The 19,727-nt window shown below is 36.6% G+C and carries 16 protein-coding genes and 1 tRNA gene; 5 read left to right on the plus strand and 12 right to left on the minus strand.

Going from position 1 to position 19,727, the window contains the following annotated elements:
* Positions 1-68: 68 nt before the first annotated feature.
* On the minus strand, positions 69-1,256 hold the full coding sequence (locus J4051_RS00645; protein ID WP_208231681.1) for a phosphoglycerate kinase: 1,188 nt from the start codon (positions 1,254-1,256) through the stop codon (positions 69-71).
* A gap of 122 nt (positions 1,257-1,378) precedes the next feature.
* Here J4051_RS00645 and J4051_RS00650 point away from each other — a divergent pair, with 122 nt between their 5' ends.
* Positions 1,379-2,533, plus strand: a complete 1,155-nt coding sequence (locus J4051_RS00650) for a DNA polymerase III subunit (protein ID WP_208231682.1) — start codon at positions 1,379-1,381, stop codon at positions 2,531-2,533.
* Between the two features lie 40 nt (positions 2,534-2,573).
* Here the strand turns inward: J4051_RS00650 and J4051_RS00655 are convergent, their stop codons facing one another.
* The 5 genes from J4051_RS00655 to J4051_RS00675 form a co-directional block, all read right to left on the minus strand.
* Positions 2,574-3,089, minus strand: a complete 516-nt coding sequence (locus tag J4051_RS00655) for an OmpH family outer membrane protein (protein ID WP_208231683.1) — start codon at positions 3,087-3,089, stop codon at positions 2,574-2,576.
* A gap of 209 nt (positions 3,090-3,298) precedes the next feature.
* A complete protein-coding gene (locus tag J4051_RS00660) occupies positions 3,299-4,168 on the minus strand; it encodes a class I SAM-dependent methyltransferase (RefSeq protein WP_317192686.1) in 870 nt (289 codons plus the stop codon).
* A 347-nt stretch (positions 4,169-4,515) separates the two neighbouring features.
* Entirely contained in the window at positions 4,516-6,387 is a 1,872-nt protein-coding gene (gene mnmG / locus J4051_RS00665; RefSeq protein WP_208231684.1) for a tRNA uridine-5-carboxymethylaminomethyl(34) synthesis enzyme MnmG, read from the minus strand.
* 134 nt (positions 6,388-6,521) lie between these two features.
* Positions 6,522-6,932, minus strand: a complete 411-nt coding sequence (gene ybeY / locus J4051_RS00670) for an rRNA maturation RNase YbeY (protein ID WP_208231685.1) — start codon at positions 6,930-6,932, stop codon at positions 6,522-6,524.
* Positions 6,919-10,350, minus strand: a complete 3,432-nt coding sequence (locus tag J4051_RS00675; RefSeq protein ID WP_208231686.1) for a DUF4175 family protein — start codon at positions 10,348-10,350, stop codon at positions 6,919-6,921. The genes ybeY and J4051_RS00675 overlap by 14 nt, the downstream gene beginning before the upstream one ends.
* 320 nt (positions 10,351-10,670) lie before the next feature.
* On the opposite strand from J4051_RS00675, the gene gltX reads away from it, so the two are divergent.
* Positions 10,671-12,182 carry a glutamate--tRNA ligase gene (gltX, locus tag J4051_RS00680; protein ID WP_208231687.1) on the plus strand — a complete coding sequence of 504 codons (1,512 nt, stop codon included), beginning with the start codon at positions 10,671-10,673 and terminating at the stop codon, positions 12,180-12,182.
* A 92-nt stretch (positions 12,183-12,274) separates the two neighbouring features.
* On the plus strand, positions 12,275-13,213 hold the full coding sequence (locus tag J4051_RS00685) for an SPFH domain-containing protein (RefSeq protein ID WP_208231688.1): 939 nt from the start codon (positions 12,275-12,277) through the stop codon (positions 13,211-13,213).
* A gap of 139 nt (positions 13,214-13,352) precedes the next feature.
* On the opposite strand, the gene J4051_RS00690 is transcribed toward J4051_RS00685, so the two are convergent.
* From J4051_RS00690 to J4051_RS00700, 3 genes are all read right to left on the minus strand, one after another.
* Positions 13,353-13,562 (minus strand): hypothetical protein, encoded by a 210-nt coding sequence (locus tag J4051_RS00690; protein ID WP_208231689.1) that lies wholly within the window; start codon positions 13,560-13,562, stop codon positions 13,353-13,355.
* Positions 13,563-13,632: 70 nt separating this feature from the next.
* Complete coding sequence (locus J4051_RS00695; protein WP_208231690.1) at positions 13,633-14,802, minus strand: GNAT family N-acetyltransferase; 1,170 nt, start codon at positions 14,800-14,802, stop codon at positions 13,633-13,635.
* A 269-nt stretch (positions 14,803-15,071) separates the two neighbouring features.
* Complete coding sequence (locus tag J4051_RS00700) at positions 15,072-17,081, minus strand: glutamine--tRNA ligase/YqeY domain fusion protein (RefSeq protein WP_208231691.1); 2,010 nt, start codon at positions 17,079-17,081, stop codon at positions 15,072-15,074.
* A gap of 120 nt (positions 17,082-17,201) precedes the next feature.
* Here J4051_RS00700 and folB point away from each other — a divergent pair, with 120 nt between their 5' ends.
* Together folB and J4051_RS00710 are read left to right on the plus strand one after the other, a co-directional pair.
* Positions 17,202-17,564 (plus strand): dihydroneopterin aldolase, encoded by a 363-nt coding sequence (gene folB / locus J4051_RS00705; RefSeq protein ID WP_208231692.1) that lies wholly within the window; start codon positions 17,202-17,204, stop codon positions 17,562-17,564.
* A 52-nt stretch (positions 17,565-17,616) separates the two neighbouring features.
* A tRNA-Cys gene (locus J4051_RS00710) sits at positions 17,617-17,687 on the plus strand.
* A gap of 214 nt (positions 17,688-17,901) precedes the next feature.
* Here the strand turns inward: J4051_RS00710 and J4051_RS00715 are convergent.
* The 3 genes from J4051_RS00715 to J4051_RS00725 all read right to left on the minus strand — a co-directional run bounded on the left by J4051_RS00715 (position 17,902) and on the right by J4051_RS00725 (position 19,698).
* Positions 17,902-18,579, minus strand: coding sequence for a LysE family translocator (locus J4051_RS00715; protein WP_208231693.1), 678 nt, complete (start codon positions 18,577-18,579; stop codon positions 17,902-17,904).
* Between the two features lie 125 nt (positions 18,580-18,704).
* Positions 18,705-19,379, minus strand: a complete 675-nt coding sequence (locus J4051_RS00720) for a head GIN domain-containing protein (RefSeq protein ID WP_208231694.1) — start codon at positions 19,377-19,379, stop codon at positions 18,705-18,707.
* A 22-nt stretch (positions 19,380-19,401) separates the two neighbouring features.
* On the minus strand, positions 19,402-19,698 hold the full coding sequence (locus J4051_RS00725) for a YbjQ family protein (RefSeq protein ID WP_208231695.1): 297 nt from the start codon (positions 19,696-19,698) through the stop codon (positions 19,402-19,404).
* Positions 19,699-19,727 lie beyond the last annotated feature (29 nt).

A 19,727-nucleotide genomic window follows, 5' to 3' on the forward strand; every position in this document is an offset into this window, starting at 1 on the left:
GTATTTCATCGAATAAATCGTCGTTTTGTCTATGATTTCAATTGGATACATGAATCTTATCGATCTGCTTATTTCAAGATCGCTGCAATGCCAGGTAGTGTTTTTCCTTCCAGACTTTCAAGCATTGCGCCACCTCCTGTACTCACATAACTTACCTTATCTTCAAAACCAAATTGTTTCACAGCGGCTACTGAATCACCACCGCCTACAAGAGAAAAGGCACCGTTTTTAGTGGCTTCCGCAATTGATTTTCCAAGTTCGATAGTTCCTTTCGCAAAATTCTCCATTTCAAAAACACCCAAAGGACCATTCCATAATATGGTCTTACATTGAAGCACGACTTCATGAAAATTTTCTATAGTTTGCGGACCTGCGTCCAAACCTTGCCATCCATCAGGAATTTCACTAACCTTTACAATTTGGGTTTTAGCATCATTGCTAAAAGAATCAGCAGCAATCACATCAACCGGAAGATGGACTTTTACATTTTTAGCCTTGGCTTTTTCGAGAATTTCCAAAGCCAATTCCATTTTGTCATCTTCACAAATAGAATCGCCAATTTTTCCACCTTGTGCTTTTACAAAAGTAAAAGTCATTCCACCTCCAATAATTAAGTGGTCAACTTTATCCAATATGTTTTCAATAATTGTGATTTTAGAAGATACTTTAGCACCGCCAAGGATGGCCAAAACAGGTTTGTCTCCATTTTCCATCACTTTATTGATACTTTCAATTTCCTGCTCCAATAAATAACCGAAGTATTTTCTTTCCGGGAAAAAATCGGCTATTACAGCCGTTGATGCATGTGCTCTATGTGCGGTTCCAAAAGCATCATTCACATAAACATCACCTAATTTAGATAGTTTTTCAGCAAAATCTCTATCTCCTGCCTCTTCCTCCTTATGAAATCTTAAATTCTCAAGCAGTAAAATTTCACCAGGTTTTAAATTATCCGACGCGGCTTGTGCTTCCCCACCGACACTATTGTTTACAAATATGGTTTTTACCCCAATAATATCTTCAACTTTATTATGGATATGTTTCAATGAAAATTCGCTCTGAAAGCCTTTTGGTCGTCCCAGATGTGACATTAAAATACAACTGCCTCCGTCTTCCAATATTTTTAGTATTGTCGGTTTTGCTGCAACTATTCTACTATCATCAGTGACTGTAAATTGATCGTCCAAAGGCACGTTAAAATCTACTCTGATGAGCGCTTTTTTATCTTTAAAATTGAAGTTGTTCAAGGTTTTCATTGGTGTCTATTTTTTATAAAATGGAAACAAATGTAACCAATTCTGAAATGATAATAAATGCATTCTATTAGGAATTGGGTTTCCATAAATTTTTAATGAAAAAAAATACATAGTTTTGCGCCATGCAATTCAACAGTATTTTAGGACAGGAACATCTCAAAAACCACTTAACCCAAAGTGTGGACAATGGGCGCATACCCCACGCACAACTGTTTGTTGGGCCTGAAGGATCGGGCACTTTGCCAATGGCCATTGCCTATGCACAATACATACTTTGCGGTAATAAGAGCTCTCAAAACCAAGGTGGAAATGAAGCATGCAACTTGAAATTTAAAAATTTCTCGCATCCTGATTTACATTTTGCTTTTCCTGTTGCAACCACCGATAAAATAAAAAGCCATCCCGTCTCCAATCATTTTATGGAAGAATGGCGGCAATTGCTTAAAGAGCAGCCTTATGGGAATCTTTTTGATTGGTACCGCATATTGGGCATTGATAACAAACAGGGGCAAATAGGTGTTGATGAAGCTTTGAACATTGTTAAGGCACTCTCTTTAAAATCGTATGAAGGTGGCTATAAAATTATGTTGATTTGGATGGCAGAACGGATGAATACCTCTGCGGCCAACAAACTCTTGAAACTTATTGAAGAACCGCCGGCTAAAACCGTGTTCATTCTTATTGCTGAAGATGAAGGTCAGATCATCAACACGATCAGATCAAGATGTCAAGTTTTGCATTTTCCTCCGTTGGCCGAAGTGGTTATTACTGAAGCGCTTAAAAAGAACTACCAACTTGACGAAGCTACAGCAACTAAGATTGCCCGACAATCCGACGGGAATTACAATAAGGCCTGTGATTTAGTATATCACGATTCTGAAGATATTCAATTTGAGGAATGGTTTGTGTTTTGGATTAGAAGTGCTTTTAAAGCGAAAGGCAATAAAGCTGCTATTCATGACTTGATCAGTTGGAGTGAGCAAGTTGCCAAAACAGGACGTGAAACACAAAAGCAATTTTTACAGTTTTGCCTTGATTTTTTCAGACAGGCACTTTTGATGAATTATAATGCCAACCAATTGGTGTTTATAGAACCTAAAACCAAAAACTTTAAGCTTGAAAATTTCGCGCCTTTTGTGCATGAAGGCAATATTATGGACATCAGTCAAGAACTTCAAGATGCTATCTATCATATTGAACGTAATGGCAATTCCAAAATAATTTTGACTGATCTCTCGATTAAGTTGACCCGTCTATTACACAAAAAAGCCAGTTAAAAACTGGCTCTTATTTGATATCTATAACTTATTCAACGAATTAGTCCTTCTTTTTTTCAGCGTTAAGTGCTTCCAAAATATCTTTTGTTAAATCTTCACTTTCCTTTCCGTACATCACACTTCCAGCTTCATTACTTCCCAAAATATAAGAATAACCATTCTTTTCGCCATAATCTTTCACAAAAGATCTAATGTCTTTAATGAGTGTATCTATCTGAGATTGACTTTTCTTTTGGATCTGTTGCTCTTCCATTTGAAATTGCTGTTGGAAACGTTGGTACTGTTGCGCTAAAGCTTGGTATTGCTCTTGGGAGCTTTTTTGTACCATTTGTGGATCTTTTTCTTGCATTTCAGCTGCTAAAGCTTGAAAAGATTGTCCGATACTATCCACCTTTTTGTTAAACGCATCAATTTCAACTTGGAATTTAGCTTCAACATCTTTTTTCTTCTGGTAATCATTAATCAATTTGCTATTATCAACAAATCCAATTTTTGTTTGCTCTTGACATGATGACAACATCACCAAAGTTAATAGAGCGATAAAACCTTTTTTCATTTTTTGTGTTTATTAAAATTTTGATGCAAATGTAATAAAGTCAATGTAATTTTTAAGAAAATATATAGTATAGTTTAAATTAATCAAATATTAAAAACTCATTAATTAAATCAATTAAAAATGACGAAACAGGATTCGATTTAAGAAGGATTTAGAAATAATTATAGGGAGAAACCCTTGACGAGTTAGATTAAGCTTTAAAAGGGCTCTTATTGGCGTTTTTGATGCTTTAAGACGTAAATTAGCGAAGAATACTCCCCTGAGGTCCTCGCCTTCAAATTTGAACGCCATCCATGCCAAAATCCCTTAACATAATTCATGCTACCCGATTTATATTTTTCAGAAAGGAGACTCACATAAAAAGCGTCAAACTTCATTGGTTCGGTTTTCACCAAGGTCATATCTACTTTTTTAGCCAATCCTTTTATAGAGTCCTGACTAAAATGCCAAAGATGTCTTGGTACATCATAAGCGGCCCAAAATTCTTTGTACAATTTTGCATCATAACTTTTATAATTGGGTACAGCTATGATAAGAACCCCTTCCGGTTTTAATAATTTATCAAAGACATTAAAATGCTCTTCAAGTTCCGGTAAATGTTCCAATACATGCCATAGCGTGATCACATCAAAACTTTGCTCTTCAAGTTTAAAAAGTTTATCAGCATCAAATACGGAATTATCTGTCTTTTTATTGGCGATGCTGCGCGCCTGTTCGTTTGGTTCAATTCCAGTGATGGTCCAACCAGATTTTGAAGCTACCTGCAGAAAGTCGCCAGTACCGCATCCAACATCCAATAGTGATTTCGAGTTTTTAGTTACGGCATTGATGAGCTTCAACTTTCGTTTTAAAGCGATCCCTTTTACGAGATGATACACTTTTTCAAAGACATTCCTTTTTGCATCCGTGTGTGAAATATAATCCTCGCTTTTATAATATTCCGGTAATTTATTTGCAGAAGGCTGCGGAAAGGTTTCGAGCATTTCTAAGTCGTCATTATACAATAACTCAAAACTCTCTTGGGAAACAGAGTAATCCTTTACTTTGATATAGCAGTTTTTTTGCAACGAATCTGACACGCTCAATGGATGATTTTAAAATGATTCTACGGGAGCGAAATTAATCAATAGCTTGAATCTTTTCCAACAATCGGCTAATACTTTTTCAATATTAAATCTTCTAAAAAGCCTTCTGTCCTCTCTATCGATTTTAATTAAATAATAGAACGCAGATGACACTGATCTATTTTGATTTTCACAGATATCTTTTCTTATGAAAATAATTTCGATTTTAAACTATCATGCGTCAATGTGTTTAATGTTACTTGACTTCACTACCATTTCAAAGACAATTAACAAATAAAAAATAACAATAACCAATAAAAATAATCACACGTTCCACGTGGAACAATCACATATTTTAAGAGCTATCTACCCATATACACTAAAAGCACAGAAACATCACTTGGTGTTACGCCACTGATTCGTGAGGCCTGAGAGATGGTTCGTGGTTGGATTTTCTCCAATTTTTGCCGTGCCTCAATACTCATGGATTTCATTTTGGAATAGTCAAACCCAGATGGAATTTTCAAATCCTCAAGGCGATTAAGCTTATCTGCATTGTTCTTTTCTTTATCGATATAACCAGAATACTTCACTTGGATCTCGGCTTGTTCAATAGTTTCCTTATCAAGCTCATGCTCCTGAATATACGATTCAACACTCTCTATCTTTCTGACGTCATCCATAGAAATATTAGGTCGGGCAAATATCTTAAAGAGTTTACCGGATTGATTAACCAATGCAGAATCATTATCTCCCAAAATAGGATTGATATCTTCAGCCTGAACGCTTGTTTGTTTAAAGAACTCAACAAATGCATCGGACTTATAATGCTTCTCCTCCATTCTCCTTAAACGTTTTTCACTGGCCAATCCAAGTTCATATCCCTTTGGAGTCAGTCTCAAATCAGCGTTATCCTGTCTTAATAGCGTTCTATATTCCGCACGTGAAGTAAACATGCGATAAGGCTCTTCGGTACCTTTTGTAATAAGATCATCAATCAAAACCCCAATATAAGCTTCATTGCGCTTCAAGGTGAATTCATCCCTTTCCTGAATTTGGAGAGCGGCATTAATTCCTGCCATTAAACCCTGCGAAGCAGCTTCTTCATATCCAGTAGTTCCATTAATCTGTCCAGCGAAAAACAAGCCTTTTATTAATTTTGTCTCTAAGGTATGCGTCAATTGTGTTGGTGGAAAATAATCGTATTCAATAGCATATCCAGGTCTGAAAAATTTGACTTTTTCAAAACCTACAACAGAACGCAACGCCTTAAATTGAACATCTTCCGGTAAAGATGTCGAAAAACCGTTTACATAAACTTCTACAGTGTTCCATCCTTCTGGTTCTACAAAAATCTGATGACGATCCTTAGTTGCAAACCGATTAATTTTATCTTCAATGGAAGGACAATAACGAGGACCCGTACTTTGAATTCGACCATTAAACATAGGCGAACGATCAAATCCTTCACGCAACAAATCATGAACCAAGGGACTTGTAAAACTCATATGGCAATCGCGTTGTTGCGTCAATGGTTTGGTCACATCAGAATAGGAAAACTTTTCAGGAACCTCATCACCGGGCTGAACAATCATTTTGGAATAGTCCAAAGATCGACCGTCGACTCTTGGTGGCGTTCCTGTCTTCATTCTTCCAGATTCAAAACCCAACTGAACTAATTGTTCAGTAATTCCTGTAGCAGCTCTTTCTCCTGCTCTACCACCACCAAAATTCTTATCACCTATATGAATCAGCCCATTTAAAAAAGTACCGTTTGTGAGAACAACGGTCTTTGCTCTAACCTCCAAGCCGAGGGAAGTTCTCACACCAACCACTTGTCCGTTTTCTACCAGTAGCGCCGAAACCATATCCTGATAAAAATCAAGATTAGGGGTACGCTCCAACATCAATCGCCAATCCTCTGCAAAACGCATGCGGTCACTTTGCACTCTTGGACTCCACATAGCAGGCCCTTTGGACTTATTCAGCATTTTAAACTGTATAGCCGAAGTATCGCTCACAATCCCGCTGTAACCTCCCAAGGCATCAATCTCGCGCAAAATTTGTCCTTTTGCAATCCCACCCATGGCAGGATTACAGGACATCTGTGCGATGTTCTGAAGGTTCATTGTAATCAATAACGCCGAACTCCCCATATTGGCCGCTGCAGCGGCAGCTTCGCTACCAGCATGTCCGCCGCCAACAACAATTACATCATATACTTTATCAAACATTGTTTGTTAATTTTTAATTCGATTGTTCCACGTGGAACAATATAATTTCAAGATACGGATTAACACGATCAACAAATCCGACAATCGATTATCCGAAAATAAAAGTTTGCAAATATACGTTGATTTCCCGATACTTACGGTAATTTAGAAATGTAGTAGTTTTCTTTCGAACGCATTTCGCTTTGGTCAGCTTCAGTTTTGTCCTTATATCCACAATAATGAAGAATGCCATGAATCATCACACGACTCAATTCATTGTCAAAAGTAACATCAAAGTCCTTTGCGTTCTCCTTTACTCTTTCGATCGATATGTAGATATCGCCACTAATTAGTTTTCCAAGTGTATAATCGAAACTAATAATATCAGTTAAGGTGTCGTGCTCCAAAAACTCAATATTGATATCTAAAAGATAGGCATCATCACAAAAAATATAGTTGATCTCACCTTCCTTAAATCCCTCATTGTGGATGGAATTAGAAACCCAATTCGACACTAGGTCTTCGCTTGCTAACTCAAAATCTGTCTCGTAATTAAAGCTGATCATTCTCCTTTTTAAAATAGTCCTGTACCTTTTGCTTGTAAATTTGTTGCAAAGGTAAAGCTTGTCGATTTAATATTTCAGTAGTATTAAAATATTCTTTAGCCGTAGGGATTTGATCATTGGAAGTATTCTCGAATAGTTTTGTATTGGTGTTGGATTCTCGCCTATTTTCCTCACCTTGAAGAAATGTTGCATTTTCAAGTTTCAAAAGTTGATGCTGCAAATTCATCATCCGCTGCAAGGTCTGATTAGTAAATCCCTTATTGATTAAATCAGACTCAATATTTTCCATTTGTTTCAATAGCTGTTGACCTTGTAGAGAGTTGCCAAGCTCTTTCAACTTTTGCTGTAAAGCAATTCGCAATTGTTGCTGTTGTTGGTAGATACGGTATAGATCCCCATTCATTGTTTCAGAAGAGCCTTCACCCTCTCCTTGCTGATTCCCTTCACCACCTTCCTTTCCATCTTCTCCTGACTTACCATCACCTTGTTCGCCATCTTTACCATCACCATCTTCCTTACCTTCTCGACCCTTATCCTTACCCGAATTACTCTTTTTAACTCCCTTTTCCATCTGTTTATTGAGTTCTTCCTGGCTCATAATAATATCAGGCAATTGCATCCCACCAGAACCACCACCCTGTCCCTGTCCTTTTCCAGAACCTTCACCTTGAGCAGCATTCATGTCGGATTCAATATTATCTAAAACATCACTCAAAAAATTTGCCAAGTCGTTTGTGGCAGTCATAGTATATTGCTGTGTTGCAACCCCTTTATACAAAAGGTTTTCAGAAAGCTCCTCCATCGATTTGTCGATATTAAAAAACACATCGGTAATCTTAGAATTAACATGCTCAGAAAGTTTAGGTTGACGCAAGGATAAAGCAAAAAGACTATCATCAATATGCTCAAAATGCTCACGCAAACTACTTTGCTTGCGCAAAAATTTACCGTACTGATTATGATTGATTTGAATACTCTTAAATTGATCCATCAAATCTTCCTGTTCAAAGGAAAACAACAAGAGGTTTTTCAAAATCTGACGTAACATGGTCGCATCTTCCTGCATCTGTTCCTGACCACCGGACATCATGGATTGAGCCATTTTAGAACTCATTTCCTTCATTTTCTTTGAGGCATCCTTCTGTTTCTGCTGTGCATCCTTTTGCTTTTGCTCCGCATTCTTTTGATCATTCTTTCCTTCAGCATCCTCTTTCTTTTGGAGATCATCCGATGCTTCCTGTTGATCTTTCTGAATTTCATTTTCCAATTCCTTATCCTGTGGAACATCCAAAGGTTTCTTCAAAGCCTGATTCTCCTTTTGTAGTTCTTCTAGTTCCTTTTGGAAATCCTCAAAGTCCTGATTCAATTCATCTTGTTTTTCCTTTGTATTTGATTCCTTTTCCTCTTTGGATTGTTGATCTTGCTCATTAGCCAACTTCTCAAGCTCCCTTTGAAGCTTCTCTGCCTTCTTCGCTACATAATAGCGCTTGGTCAGTTCCAACAATTGCTGTAAGCTCTTCTGTTTATTTTTATTTTGCTTTGCTAATTGCTCCAATTTCTCTGTTAACTCCTCTCTTTGGATTTTATCCTGAAGTTGTTCAAGTTCCTTTAAAAGCTTCTCATCCTTTTGAAGTTGTTCTTCATTGTCCTTCAAACGCTCCTTAAGATCTTCCTTAAACGGATCATTCTCGGTATTCTCATTTTGAAAATTTTCGAGATTATCTTTAAGTCGCTTATTGAAATTCTGCATCATTTCTTCCTGCTGTTTCTGACGCTTTATAAAGTTTTCAAGTTTTTTCTTATCGCTAAAATTAAGTTGTTCTTTTTCCTTTTGAGTTCTGGATAATTCTTCCAACTGCTTTTCTTGCAATTTCATTTTTTCAAAGGAATTATCTAGATTCTTAATGGTTTCACTTTGCTCTTTCAGTTGCTTTAACTCTTCTTCATCTTCGGTTAGTTTCCTGTAGGTAAATACGGCACTTTTTACGCTCTTAAATTTATGGATAGCATCATTATCAAACACTTGAAAATACAATTCATAAGTACTACCCTCTTTCAACTGTAAGTTATTTGGGAATGCGCTGACAAATTCCTCAAAATTAGATGGTGCAATAGGAATGCTCTCTATTTTTTTATCTTCCTCATTGTCAATAGGATAGTAAACCAATTGTAATTTACTTAATCCATAATCATCACTGGCTTGTCCGTAAAAATAAAGCGATTGGTTATCAATCGTATCCCGTACGACCTTGATGTTGAGCTCAGGATAAGCATCTTTTATCACCTGAATACTGTAGGCTAAGTTCTCATAATCCTTCAAGGATTCATTACTGGTGGCAATGTTATAATCCAATCTGGAAAACAACTGTTTGGAAATTTCAAATGTATCGTTAGTTTTTAGGTCAAACTGTAAGGTATCATTAGCATACATTACCACTTGATTCGTCGCTTTTGTGTTAATTTTCCAGGTCACCTTAGTTCCTTCGGGAATGGTCGTGTTTCCAGTACTTTTTAAAGTCTCATCCACTCTATTGGTATAAGCAGGATAATCCAAGACCATTTCAAAATTAACCAAAGTCGGTACGTTGACTACCCGTAATTGGTACGTTTTTGAGACCACTTTATTGGCCGAAAGTGTAAAAGAAACAGCATTCTTCAATTGTGGAAAAATATACTCAAAAGATCCAGGATCGGTTTGCCTCAAGAAATAGGTTTCCCCAGCATAATGAATTTGTGCGTTCTCAGGAACCAAACTACCAGCTGTTTTAACCACCAATTTAAAATCCTTATTCTCTATGGCTTGAAGTTCTTCATTGACCACGAAAAACTGAAAAGGTGCCGGTGGCTCATAAGCGGTTTTGTAATTCACGACACGTTCATAACTATCACTAAACGAATTAAAATGTCCGGTAATAAATGTAAATAATAAAATAAGAACAGGAATGGCGGCATACTTTAGATACTTCACATTCCTATTAAAATTTATGGCCAACTTAAAAGGAACGGGCTTCAATTCAGCCGATTTTTGTTCAATACTTGCCAATAAGAGCTCTGATTGTTCCGAATTTTTTTGAAGTTGAAGAACATTCAACAATTTATCACTGACCTCTGGAAAGTGTTTGCCAATGATATAGGACGCTTCTTCATAATCGATCCCTTTTTGAAGCTTAAACAGTTTTGATAACGGCCAAACAATAAACCTGACAAATAATCCCAACTCAACAGCTACAAAAACCCAAAACAAAATGGCTCTCGCAGTTGGCCCTAACCATAAAACATATTCGAGAAATAAGGTAAATAAAAGATATAGCAAACCAATGGCAAAAAACAGAATAGCCCCCTTGAGCAAGTCGTTGGTATAATAACGCCTGATAAACTGCTCGAGCTTAGATTGTATGCTTTTGAAGTTGTTTAACACAGATTTGGTGATTTTTAGAGATTTGGGCCAAAGACAAAATGTCCATACGTATATAACCTACTAAATTACGATTTTATTTTAATCTGTAATTATCTAAATATGATAAGCTTGTGTTAATTAAACAGATGAGCGTCATGAAGTTAAAGTTGAAGTTGAAATGCTGGAAAAGTGAATTTAAAATAATTAACCAAACTTGGAACTCTGCTCACCCGCCCGAAGTGTTTGCTAAGACGGGAACTCATAACACCAAACTTTGATCTCTAAATCTTGAACCTTGCTCCCTAAAAAACTATCTTTGTAATTATAAATCAAATAAAAAAATGACTGATCAAGTTCGTGTGCGTTTTGCACCTAGTCCAACGGGACCTTTACATATTGGTGGTGTTCGTACTGCCCTTTTCAACTACTTATTTGCCAAAAAGCATAATGGCACTTTTGTTCTCAGAATCGAAGATACCGACCAAAACCGTTATGTGGAAGGTGCTGAACAATATATTATTGACGCTTTAAACTGGTGCCATATTCCGTTTGATGAAGGCCCCAACCACAACGAAAAATTTGGGCCCTACCGACAAAGTGAACGTAAACATTTGTATCGGGAGTATGCTGAAAAACTCATTGCTTCGGGCAACGCCTATTATGCATTTGATACGGCCGAAAGTTTGGATCATCACAGAAAAGACCATGAGGCCAAAGGCAAGACGTTTATTTACAATTGGCATAATAGAAAGCTCTTGCTCAATTCATTGTCCCTTTCTAAAGAAGAAACACAAGCTAAATTGGATGCTGGGGAAGATTATGTCATCCGATTCAAATCGCCTCAGGACCAAACCCTACATCTAACGGATATTGTAAGAGGAGACATCACTATTGATACCAATATTTTAGATGATAAAGTGTTGTTTAAAAGTGATGGCATGCCTACTTACCATTTGGCAAATATTGTAGATGATCATTTAATGGAGATCACTCATGTGATCCGAGGTGAGGAATGGTTGCCTTCGTTGGCCTTACACTATCAATTATACGATGCTTTTGGATGGGAAAAACCACAATTTGCACATCTACCTTTATTGCTTAAACCTACCGGCAAAGGGAAGTTGAGCAAGCGTGATGGCGACAAATTAGGGTTTCCTGTATTTCCGTTGGAATGGAAAGATCCTCAGACTGGGGATGTCTCCCGAGGGTACAGAGAAGATGGTTACTTTGCAGATGGTCTAATCAATTTCTTGGCATTTTTGGGCTGGAATCCAGGCACGGAGCAAGAACAATTTAGTTTGGATGAATTGGTTGATGCATTTGAATTGGAACGTGTCCACAAATCTGGAGCGCGTTTTGATCCTGATAAAATCAAATGGTTCAATCATCAATATATGCAGTTTCAAAATGATGATGAATTGGCAGAAGCTTTCCAGAACAGTCAACCACAACTAAACGATATCGACGTCAATTATGTTGCTCTGGTGGTTGGGATGATTAAAGAACGTGCGACGTTTATCAGTGATTTTTGGGACTTATCCTCCTACTTTTTTGAAGCGCCACAATCTTACGACGAGAAAGCTTTTACTAAAATAATGAACAATGATGCTCGCGAATTGATGAGTGAATTAGAGCAGATTATTACTCATATTTCTGATTTTACGGTTGAAAATCTTCAAACCGATGTGAAAGCTTGGATAGGCGAAAAAGGTGTCGGTTTTGGTAAAGTGATGCAACCTTTGCGTTTGGCATTGGTGGGTGCCATGCAAGGTCCCGATGTATTTGAAATCATGTTTATGATTGGCAAAGCTGAAACTGTCCAACGCATTGATAAATTGGTGCAAACCATATAGCCTAAGCTGATTTCTAACATAAAACAGGAGTTACAGAGTAAATATAACTTAAATTGGTGTTTTATATTTCTAACCTTTAAACAAACCGTGCTATGCTTCCTATTGCTATCCCACTTATTATTATTGGCCTTGTTATATTATTTTCCTCATTTTTTACCGTAAAGCAACAATCCGCCGCCATTGTTGAACGCTTTGGAAAATTTCAAAGCATTCGTCATTCCGGACTTCAGATGAAGATTCCAATAATTGACCGTATCGCAGGTAGAATGAGCCTTAAAATTCAACAGTTAGACGTTATTGTTGAAACTAAAACCTTGGACGACGTTTTTGTACGTTTAAAAATCTCGGTGCAGTTTATGGTCATTTCCAAAAAAGTTTATGATGCTTTTTACAAATTGGACTACGCACATGATCAGATTACAAGTTATGTATTTGATGTGGTACGTGCCGAAGTACCTAAAATGAAATTGGATGACGTTTTCGTCAAAAAGGATGACATCGCCATTGCCGTAAAAACGGAATTGAACGATGCCATGTCAGATTATGGCTATGATATCATTAAAACACTGGTGACGGATATTGATCCAGATGCCCAGGTAAAAGCTGCGATGAATAGAATTAACGCCTCTGAACGTGAAAAAATAGCCGCACAATTCGAAGGTGATGCCGCCCGTATTCTAATTGTAGAGCGCGCCAAAGCGGAAGCGGAAAGCAAGCGTTTGCAAGGTCAGGGTATTGCGGATCAACGTCGTGAAATTGCACGTGGATTGGAAGAATCTGTTGATGTATTGAACCGTGTTGGGATCAACTCTCAGGAAGCCTCAGCCTTGATTGTAGTGACACAACATTATGATACGCTTCAATCAATTGGAGAACATGTCAACAGCAACTTGATATTGTTACCAAATTCTCCTCAAGCAGGAAGTGATATGCTAAACAATATGGTGGCCAGTTTTACAGCGAGCAATCAGATTGGTGAGGCCATGAAAGAAGCTAAGTTGAAGAAGAAAAATGAAGATAAGAAATCGTAACTTTTCAAAAGAAAGATGACTCACACTAAAATTAGTCCTTGAGACTCACATATATTAAATCTGTCCTTCTGCAGGATTCCGAAGGTAAAAGAATAAAAGAGGCTGTTTCATAAGTTATGAAACAGCCTCTTTTATTTACTTAGTGGCTCTTTTTATATTTTTTAACCATGGTTTTTAAACTGCTCAAATATTTCTTGAGTGCTTCATTATCAACCTTGGCTTCCGGATCATTTTCATTAGGAAGAGTCAAAGGTCGTTCATCCAAATACTTTTCAAGTTCTGGATAGTTTTCCTCAATATCTCTGGTGATCTCCATGATCTCCGACAATATACTTTGTGATAATTTCATTTTTTAGTGGGTTTTTGAATCTTAGAAAGTTACTCAATTTAACAAAGACAACAAAATGTTTAGTTTTATATTAAGATTCGTTGAAATTTTTAAAAGGATGACGTTCCTCCCAGTTCTGTTCGGGGTTTATTATTTTAAAAATAGGTTTTAACAGTGCATTTAACAAGGGATTGGTGTGTCTGAGATACATGGACATCGATTTTGGCTGTGCACCTACAGAGCTCTTAATTTCCATGGCTGTTCTGGCATATACAATGGATTTAAATCGATGGTCAATACCAAATACAATCATTTCATACAACATATTCAAATACAGTTGATTGTCATATTGATTTGCTTCTTCATATCCCAAAAAATAAGTTTCCAAGCTTTGGTCGTTCAAAATAAGGCTATAAAATCCAATGAGTTCATCATTAAGGTAATACCCATATATTCTAAATTTATCTTTTAAGGTATGTTTAAAAGTATAAAAGTGATGTTCAGGCAATACAAACGTGTTAAAAGAGGCGTTATTGGACACGTTCTTGTAAAGTTGATGTAGGTGTTCTGAATTATTTAAAACCTCTTCCTCAGTCAATTCTTTTGATGTGATGTTGCCAAATTTCTTTTTGGCACGTTTGTATCGTGTTTTGTATTTCTTTTTGAGATCGTTAAAATAATCAGCCATGCTGTGCCAATGCGGTGGCATTTCTAATACCATATTAGGTTGCACATTGATCTTGTATAATCCGTGTTTATCTAACAATTTGTCAGAATCGTGAAAACTATCATGCTTGAAATAATCCTTAAAAAGAATTGCTCTGATCGTTTTATGATTATTCTTTCTAATATGGATTTTGAGATCATCAATCGCTTCAAATAAGGTTTCAAGAAAAACGTCTTGCGAGATGAGATCAGGATTAAAATACAAACCATGTTGCCCCGTATGGGTCAAGTTACCAACCACCAGAATATTTCCCTTTAAAATTCGTGTGAGTCCATCTTTCAAAATAGAGATTAGTCTTGAGGACGATTCCCTTCTAAACATATCCTTGGCGTATAATTTTACACGCTGAATAATGGCAATTCCAACCAAAATATCGTCGTTAAAAACCCCGATATAATACAGAGAAATAGTTGTTGGTGAAGCGTCTTCAAGGGCTTTTAAATACGTGGTTTGAAGAAATAAATCATGTGCAACCAAACCATTCCATTCTGGTGGAATTTGAGCAATGAAACCGTAGCGTTTAAAGTATATCACAGCAGGAATAAGAAAACTGAACCTTAAAATTCAGTTTTTGTAAATGTAAGTGGATTATTTTATTCACAGATATTTGATGCTATATATCTCAAAATAACGGTATAAAAAACACAAAATGAGCTTACTACAATTTTCTTACAATCTTGAGATAAAAATACTTTGTAATAAAGTCGAGTATTGTAATAAATAAATTGGATACGATTTTGCCGTGCAACCAAAATAGGTTTGCACGGCAGATCTATAAAAAGAAGATTATTCGTTTAAAATCTTTAAAGACTTTTTGTTATGGTAACCAAAGCCTCATTCTTATCCTCCATTCCTGCAGTAATAAAGACATCAACATCCTCATTTCTTTCCAAGCCTTGCTCCAATAACACTCCAAGTGTAATCATTGTCGCAATACGCGTCCCCACTTTTTTGGCGGCCGTATTGAACCAAGGCTGCAACTCTTCATAAGTGACATTTTTAGCCAATTCTTGGATTTCTGCCTTGGTAGCCAATTGCTTTTCTTCGGGCAGATTGGTGTATTTTTTACCTAATTGCTGAATAATATCAATGGCTTTGCGTTGTGGCTGGTTGTTTTTCGGTTTTGGCTGACTTTGAATTTTCTTTCCTGTAGCACCTGAACCTTTGGATTCCTTCGCCCAAGAATCACGTAAACCCACAGTTTTATTGAACACCAATTTTTCTGATGTTGAATCTTCATCAACACTAAAATAACCTAAGCGCTGAAACTGGAATCTATCGTTAACCTTAGCATCCTTTAAGCTTGGTTCTACATAAGCGGTGACTAATTTTAGAGATTCTGGATTTAAAAATTCCATAAAATCCTTTTCGGGATGCGTATCCGGGGATTCATGCATGAACAATCGATCATATTCCCTAACTTCAGCTTTTACAGCGTGCCTTACGGAGACCCAATGAATCGTGCTTTTCACTTTTATAGAAGGGTCTTCAGAATAAGTACCGTGAATTTCCATGATATTTCCAGCGTCATCTTTAACAACACTTTCAGCTTTTACGATATAAGCGTTCTTTAAACGCACTTGCTGATCTAAAGTCAATCGGAAAAACTTACTACCTGCTTGTTCCTTAAAATCATCTCTTTCAATGTACAATTCTCTTGAAAAAGGAACTTTTCTGAAGCCTGCACTGTCATCTTCCTGATTGTTTTCTGCTTCCAACCATTCCTCTTTCCCTTCTGGATAATTGGTTATGACCAATTTTACGGGATCTAAAACCGCCATAACACGTGGCGCGGTTTTATTTAAATCCTCACGGATGCAAAATTCCAAAAGCGCCACATCTATGATGTTATCACGTTTGGCAACACCTACGGTTTCAATAAACTTTTTAATGGCATTTGGCGTATATCCGCGGCGGCGTAAACCGGAAATGGTCGGCATTCGTGGATCATCCCATCCAGAAACAATATTTTCTTCAACCAATCTGAGTAACTTACGTTTGCTCATAATGGTATAACTTAGGTTTAAACGTGCAAATTCGCGTTGTTTAGGGCGTAATTTATCATCTTCGACAACTTGGTCCAAGAACCAGTCGTAAAGCTCTCTGTGTGGTTTAAATTCAAGTGAACATAAACTGTGCGAAATGCTTTCAATATAGTCACTTTCTCCGTGGGTCCAATCGTACATTGGATAAATGCACCAATCGTTACCCGTTCTGTGATGGTGTCTCTTCAAAATGCGGTACATCAGCGGGTCACGCATGAGCATATTGGTATGACCCATATCAATTTTAGCCCGCAATACATGGGAACCTTCATCAAATTCTCCGTTCTTCATCCTTTCGAACAAATCGAGATTTTCTTCTATGCTCCTATTTCTATACGGACCATCCACGCCCGGTTGGGTTGGTGTTCCCTTTTGTTCCGCCATGGCTTCAGAAGATTGTGAATCTACATACGCCTTCCCTTCTTTAATCAATTGTACGGCCCAATCATATAACTGCTGAAAATAATCAGAAGAATATACTTCGTTTTCCCACTTGTAGCCTAACCATGCCACGTCTTCCTTAATAGCATCCACATATTCTTGTTCTTCTTTGGTAGGATTGGTATCATCAAATCGTAAATTGACGGGTGCATTATATTTTTCGCCCAAACCAAAGCTGATGCCTATGGCTTTGGTATGTCCAATATGCAAGTATCCATTGGGTTCAGGTGGAAACCTAAAACGGAGGTCTTCTTTAGACATTCCTTTGGCTAAATCTTCTTCTATGATATGCTCGATAAAGTTGAGCGATTTTGTTTCTTCTGACATATTGCTATTCATTATTTCCTATTAAATAATTAGATGAAATACCCAATAAGAATTCCTGTGCAAAATTAAGGATTTTTTTAGTTCTATAAATGCCTTATTTTTGCCGGTATAAAAGGAATTATGGGCACTATAAAAGTTGAAAATATCCGTGTATTTGCACATCATGGCTGTTTAAAGGAAGAAACCACGATCGGTAGCGATTATAGGGTAGATTTAAAGGTTAAAGCAGATTTAAAAACGTCTGCAATTTCAGACAAATTAAGTGATACTGTGGATTACGTCTTGCTTAATAGGATTATTAAAGAAGAAATGCAAGTGCCTTCCTATTTGCTCGAAACTGTTGCAAAACGCATCTTGGATCGAATTTTTAAAGAAGATCAATCGGTTAGAAAAGCGACGGTTTATGTGAGCAAGTTAAATCCTCCAATTGGCGGCGATGTGGAAAAAGTGACCATAAAAATGACCGCACGCCGAAATAAATAAAACTAAATAGCTTACCAAGTTTATTTTTTTTACCTTTGCACTTCCAAAAACTGGCATCATGGCCGAGTGGCTAGGCAGAGGTCTGCAAAACCTTCTACAGCGGTTCGAATCCGCTTGATGCCTCAAGAAAACCTTCAACTGACGTTGAGGGTTTTTTTATTCCTAAGTTTATATGATGGGACGCTGATGACACTGATTAATATTTTACTATAATAAAAAAACCTTTCAGGTTTTGAAAACCTGACAGGTTTGAGTCGGTCAAAATAATTTGAAAAATCAGTGAAAATCATAAGAAATCCGCGTCATCTGTGTTCTATCTACGGAACATCAAAGTATTCTAAAACGGATTAATATGCTCCAATCGGTCTTTAAGCAATTCCTTTTCTTTAGGGAAAAAAGCCTGCGACAAGAGTAGAATTCCAAAGGCTAAAATCACCAAGGCTATGATTTTTTTTGTTTTGAAGATGCGTCGCGGCGTCAATTTATTCTTTAGTTTTTTGGCAATCAATATTTTAAAAAGATCAATGATAAAATAAGTGACTAAAATGGTGCTCAAAAAAACAATAACCCCGCTTTTAGTCTCCGTAAAGGAATTGGCAATAATGATAAAACCTAACCATCCGACCAACACTCCGATATTGATAAAATTTAATAGAAATCCTTTTAAAAATAACTTTCCATAATTCTTTTGGAGTTCCACTTTATGGTATTCCCTAACGATGGTTCGAAAAGATTTTGAAGTTTTTGTAAAGGTAATTATGCCGTAAACCACTAAAATGACACCTCCAAACACCAAGAAATTTGGATCATCCTTAATTTTATCGAGGAGCTTATTGGTACTGAGAAAGGCAACAGCAATAAACAAAATATCTGCCAACATCACACCCAAATCAAAAATAAGTGCGCTCTTAAAACCTTTGGTAGCACTGGTTTCCAAAAGCACAAAAAACACGGGGCCAATCGTAAATGCCAATATGATACCAAAAGGAATTGCTGATAGAATCTCGTCAAACATATAACTTGTGTTTCAACAAAGCTACATAATTTTTTATCCTTTTAAAGCTTTGAAATCTTCAAAACCTTATGCGTAGCTAAGGATAGGTTTATATATACTCAAAGTTTAATATACTTAATAGTCTTCTAATCCATACTTTTAATACGACCACCAAATATTTTATTTTCATTTACCGTTTCGGGGTTGCCATAAATATAAACATCACCACCAGCTCTAATTTTTATATCAGCCAATTTAGAAGCATTAATATATCCTTCTCCAGCAGCTCTTATGGCTATATAAGTAGATTCAGACTCTAAAGATTCACCGTGAAAAATACCACCGGTATTGATGGAAATATCTTGTCTTATCGCTTTACCTGAAACTACTATTTCGCCCCCTGTTACTGCTTTTACTTTAACATCGGTAAGGTCTAAGTTTAATTTTATTACCGCACCTTCTTGGCTTCTTAATTCGATTTTGTTTTGTTGAAGGATATCTTCAGAAGATACATAAGCACCTTCATTCACATCAATAATGTCTATCTTTTTATAATCTAAAGTAACCACAGTTTTATTGCCTTCAAACTTTTCGCCAAGACGCATTTTTATTCTTAAAACCCCATTTTTATTGATTATTTCAACATCGTTTATATTATCTCCAGAAATAATCGCTTTGTTTTCATCAGATTTAACCAATTCCACATTGATCATATCATAGACCTTTATTTCATGAAAATCGCCTAAATTTTTCTCAATCTTCTGTTGTCCGATAGCATTCATACTTAAAAAAAGTGACACCATCATTAGTAATATTTTCATTTTTTTTGTTTTAAATTTAAATTTATGCCACCGACACTGCAGTACCGGTTACTGAAACCGTGACATAATTACTGGTGGTCAATTCAATATCTACTTTAATCCCCACAATGGCATTGGCATTTAATTTTCTTGCATTATCCTGTAATTGTTGGAATGCCTGTTCTTTAACCAGGCTCATACTTTCTGCAATGGCCTGGTAGTATTTTTCCATATTGAAGGTCATTTTCATTTTTTGAACATTCACTGAAATTCCAGAAACAATGCCTTTATATTCCAATATTTTAAACCCTTCAATGGAATTGGTGGTAGTGAGGATCATAATATCTAATTTTAAGTATCAGTAGGACT

It is taken from the genome of Gelidibacter pelagius (genome assembly GCF_017581925.1).
Lineage (GTDB): Bacteria > Bacteroidota > Bacteroidia > Flavobacteriales > Flavobacteriaceae > Gelidibacter > Gelidibacter pelagius.

Coding starts and splice junctions, on each gene's coding strand:
- J4051_RS00655 (WP_208231683.1), bottom strand. CDS start 3,089: ATGAAAAAAGGTTTTATCGCTCTATTAACTTTGGTGATGTTGTCATCA.
- gltX (WP_208231687.1), top strand. CDS start 10,671: ATGACTGATCAAGTTCGTGTGCGTTTTGCACCTAGTCCAACGGGACCT.
- J4051_RS00725 (WP_208231695.1), bottom strand. CDS start 19,698: ATGATCCTCACTACCACCAATTCCATTGAAGGGTTTAAAATATTGGAA.
- J4051_RS00700 (WP_208231691.1), bottom strand. CDS start 17,081: ATGTCAGAAGAAACAAAATCGCTCAACTTTATCGAGCATATCATAGAA.
- J4051_RS00720 (WP_208231694.1), bottom strand. CDS start 19,379: ATGAAAATATTACTAATGATGGTGTCACTTTTTTTAAGTATGAATGCT.
- J4051_RS00685 (WP_208231688.1), top strand. CDS start 12,275: ATGCTTCCTATTGCTATCCCACTTATTATTATTGGCCTTGTTATATTA.
- folB (WP_208231692.1), top strand. CDS start 17,202: ATGGGCACTATAAAAGTTGAAAATATCCGTGTATTTGCACATCATGGC.
- J4051_RS00690 (WP_208231689.1), bottom strand. CDS start 13,562: ATGAAATTATCACAAAGTATATTGTCGGAGATCATGGAGATCACCAGA.
- ybeY (WP_208231685.1), bottom strand. CDS start 6,932: ATGATCAGCTTTAATTACGAGACAGATTTTGAGTTAGCAAGCGAAGAC.
- J4051_RS00645 (WP_208231681.1), bottom strand. CDS start 1,256: ATGAAAACCTTGAACAACTTCAATTTTAAAGATAAAAAAGCGCTCATC.
- J4051_RS00715 (WP_208231693.1), bottom strand. CDS start 18,579: ATGTTTGACGAGATTCTATCAGCAATTCCTTTTGGTATCATATTGGCA.
- mnmG (WP_208231684.1), bottom strand. CDS start 6,387: ATGTTTGATAAAGTATATGATGTAATTGTTGTTGGCGGCGGACATGCT.
- J4051_RS00650 (WP_208231682.1), top strand. CDS start 1,379: ATGCAATTCAACAGTATTTTAGGACAGGAACATCTCAAAAACCACTTA.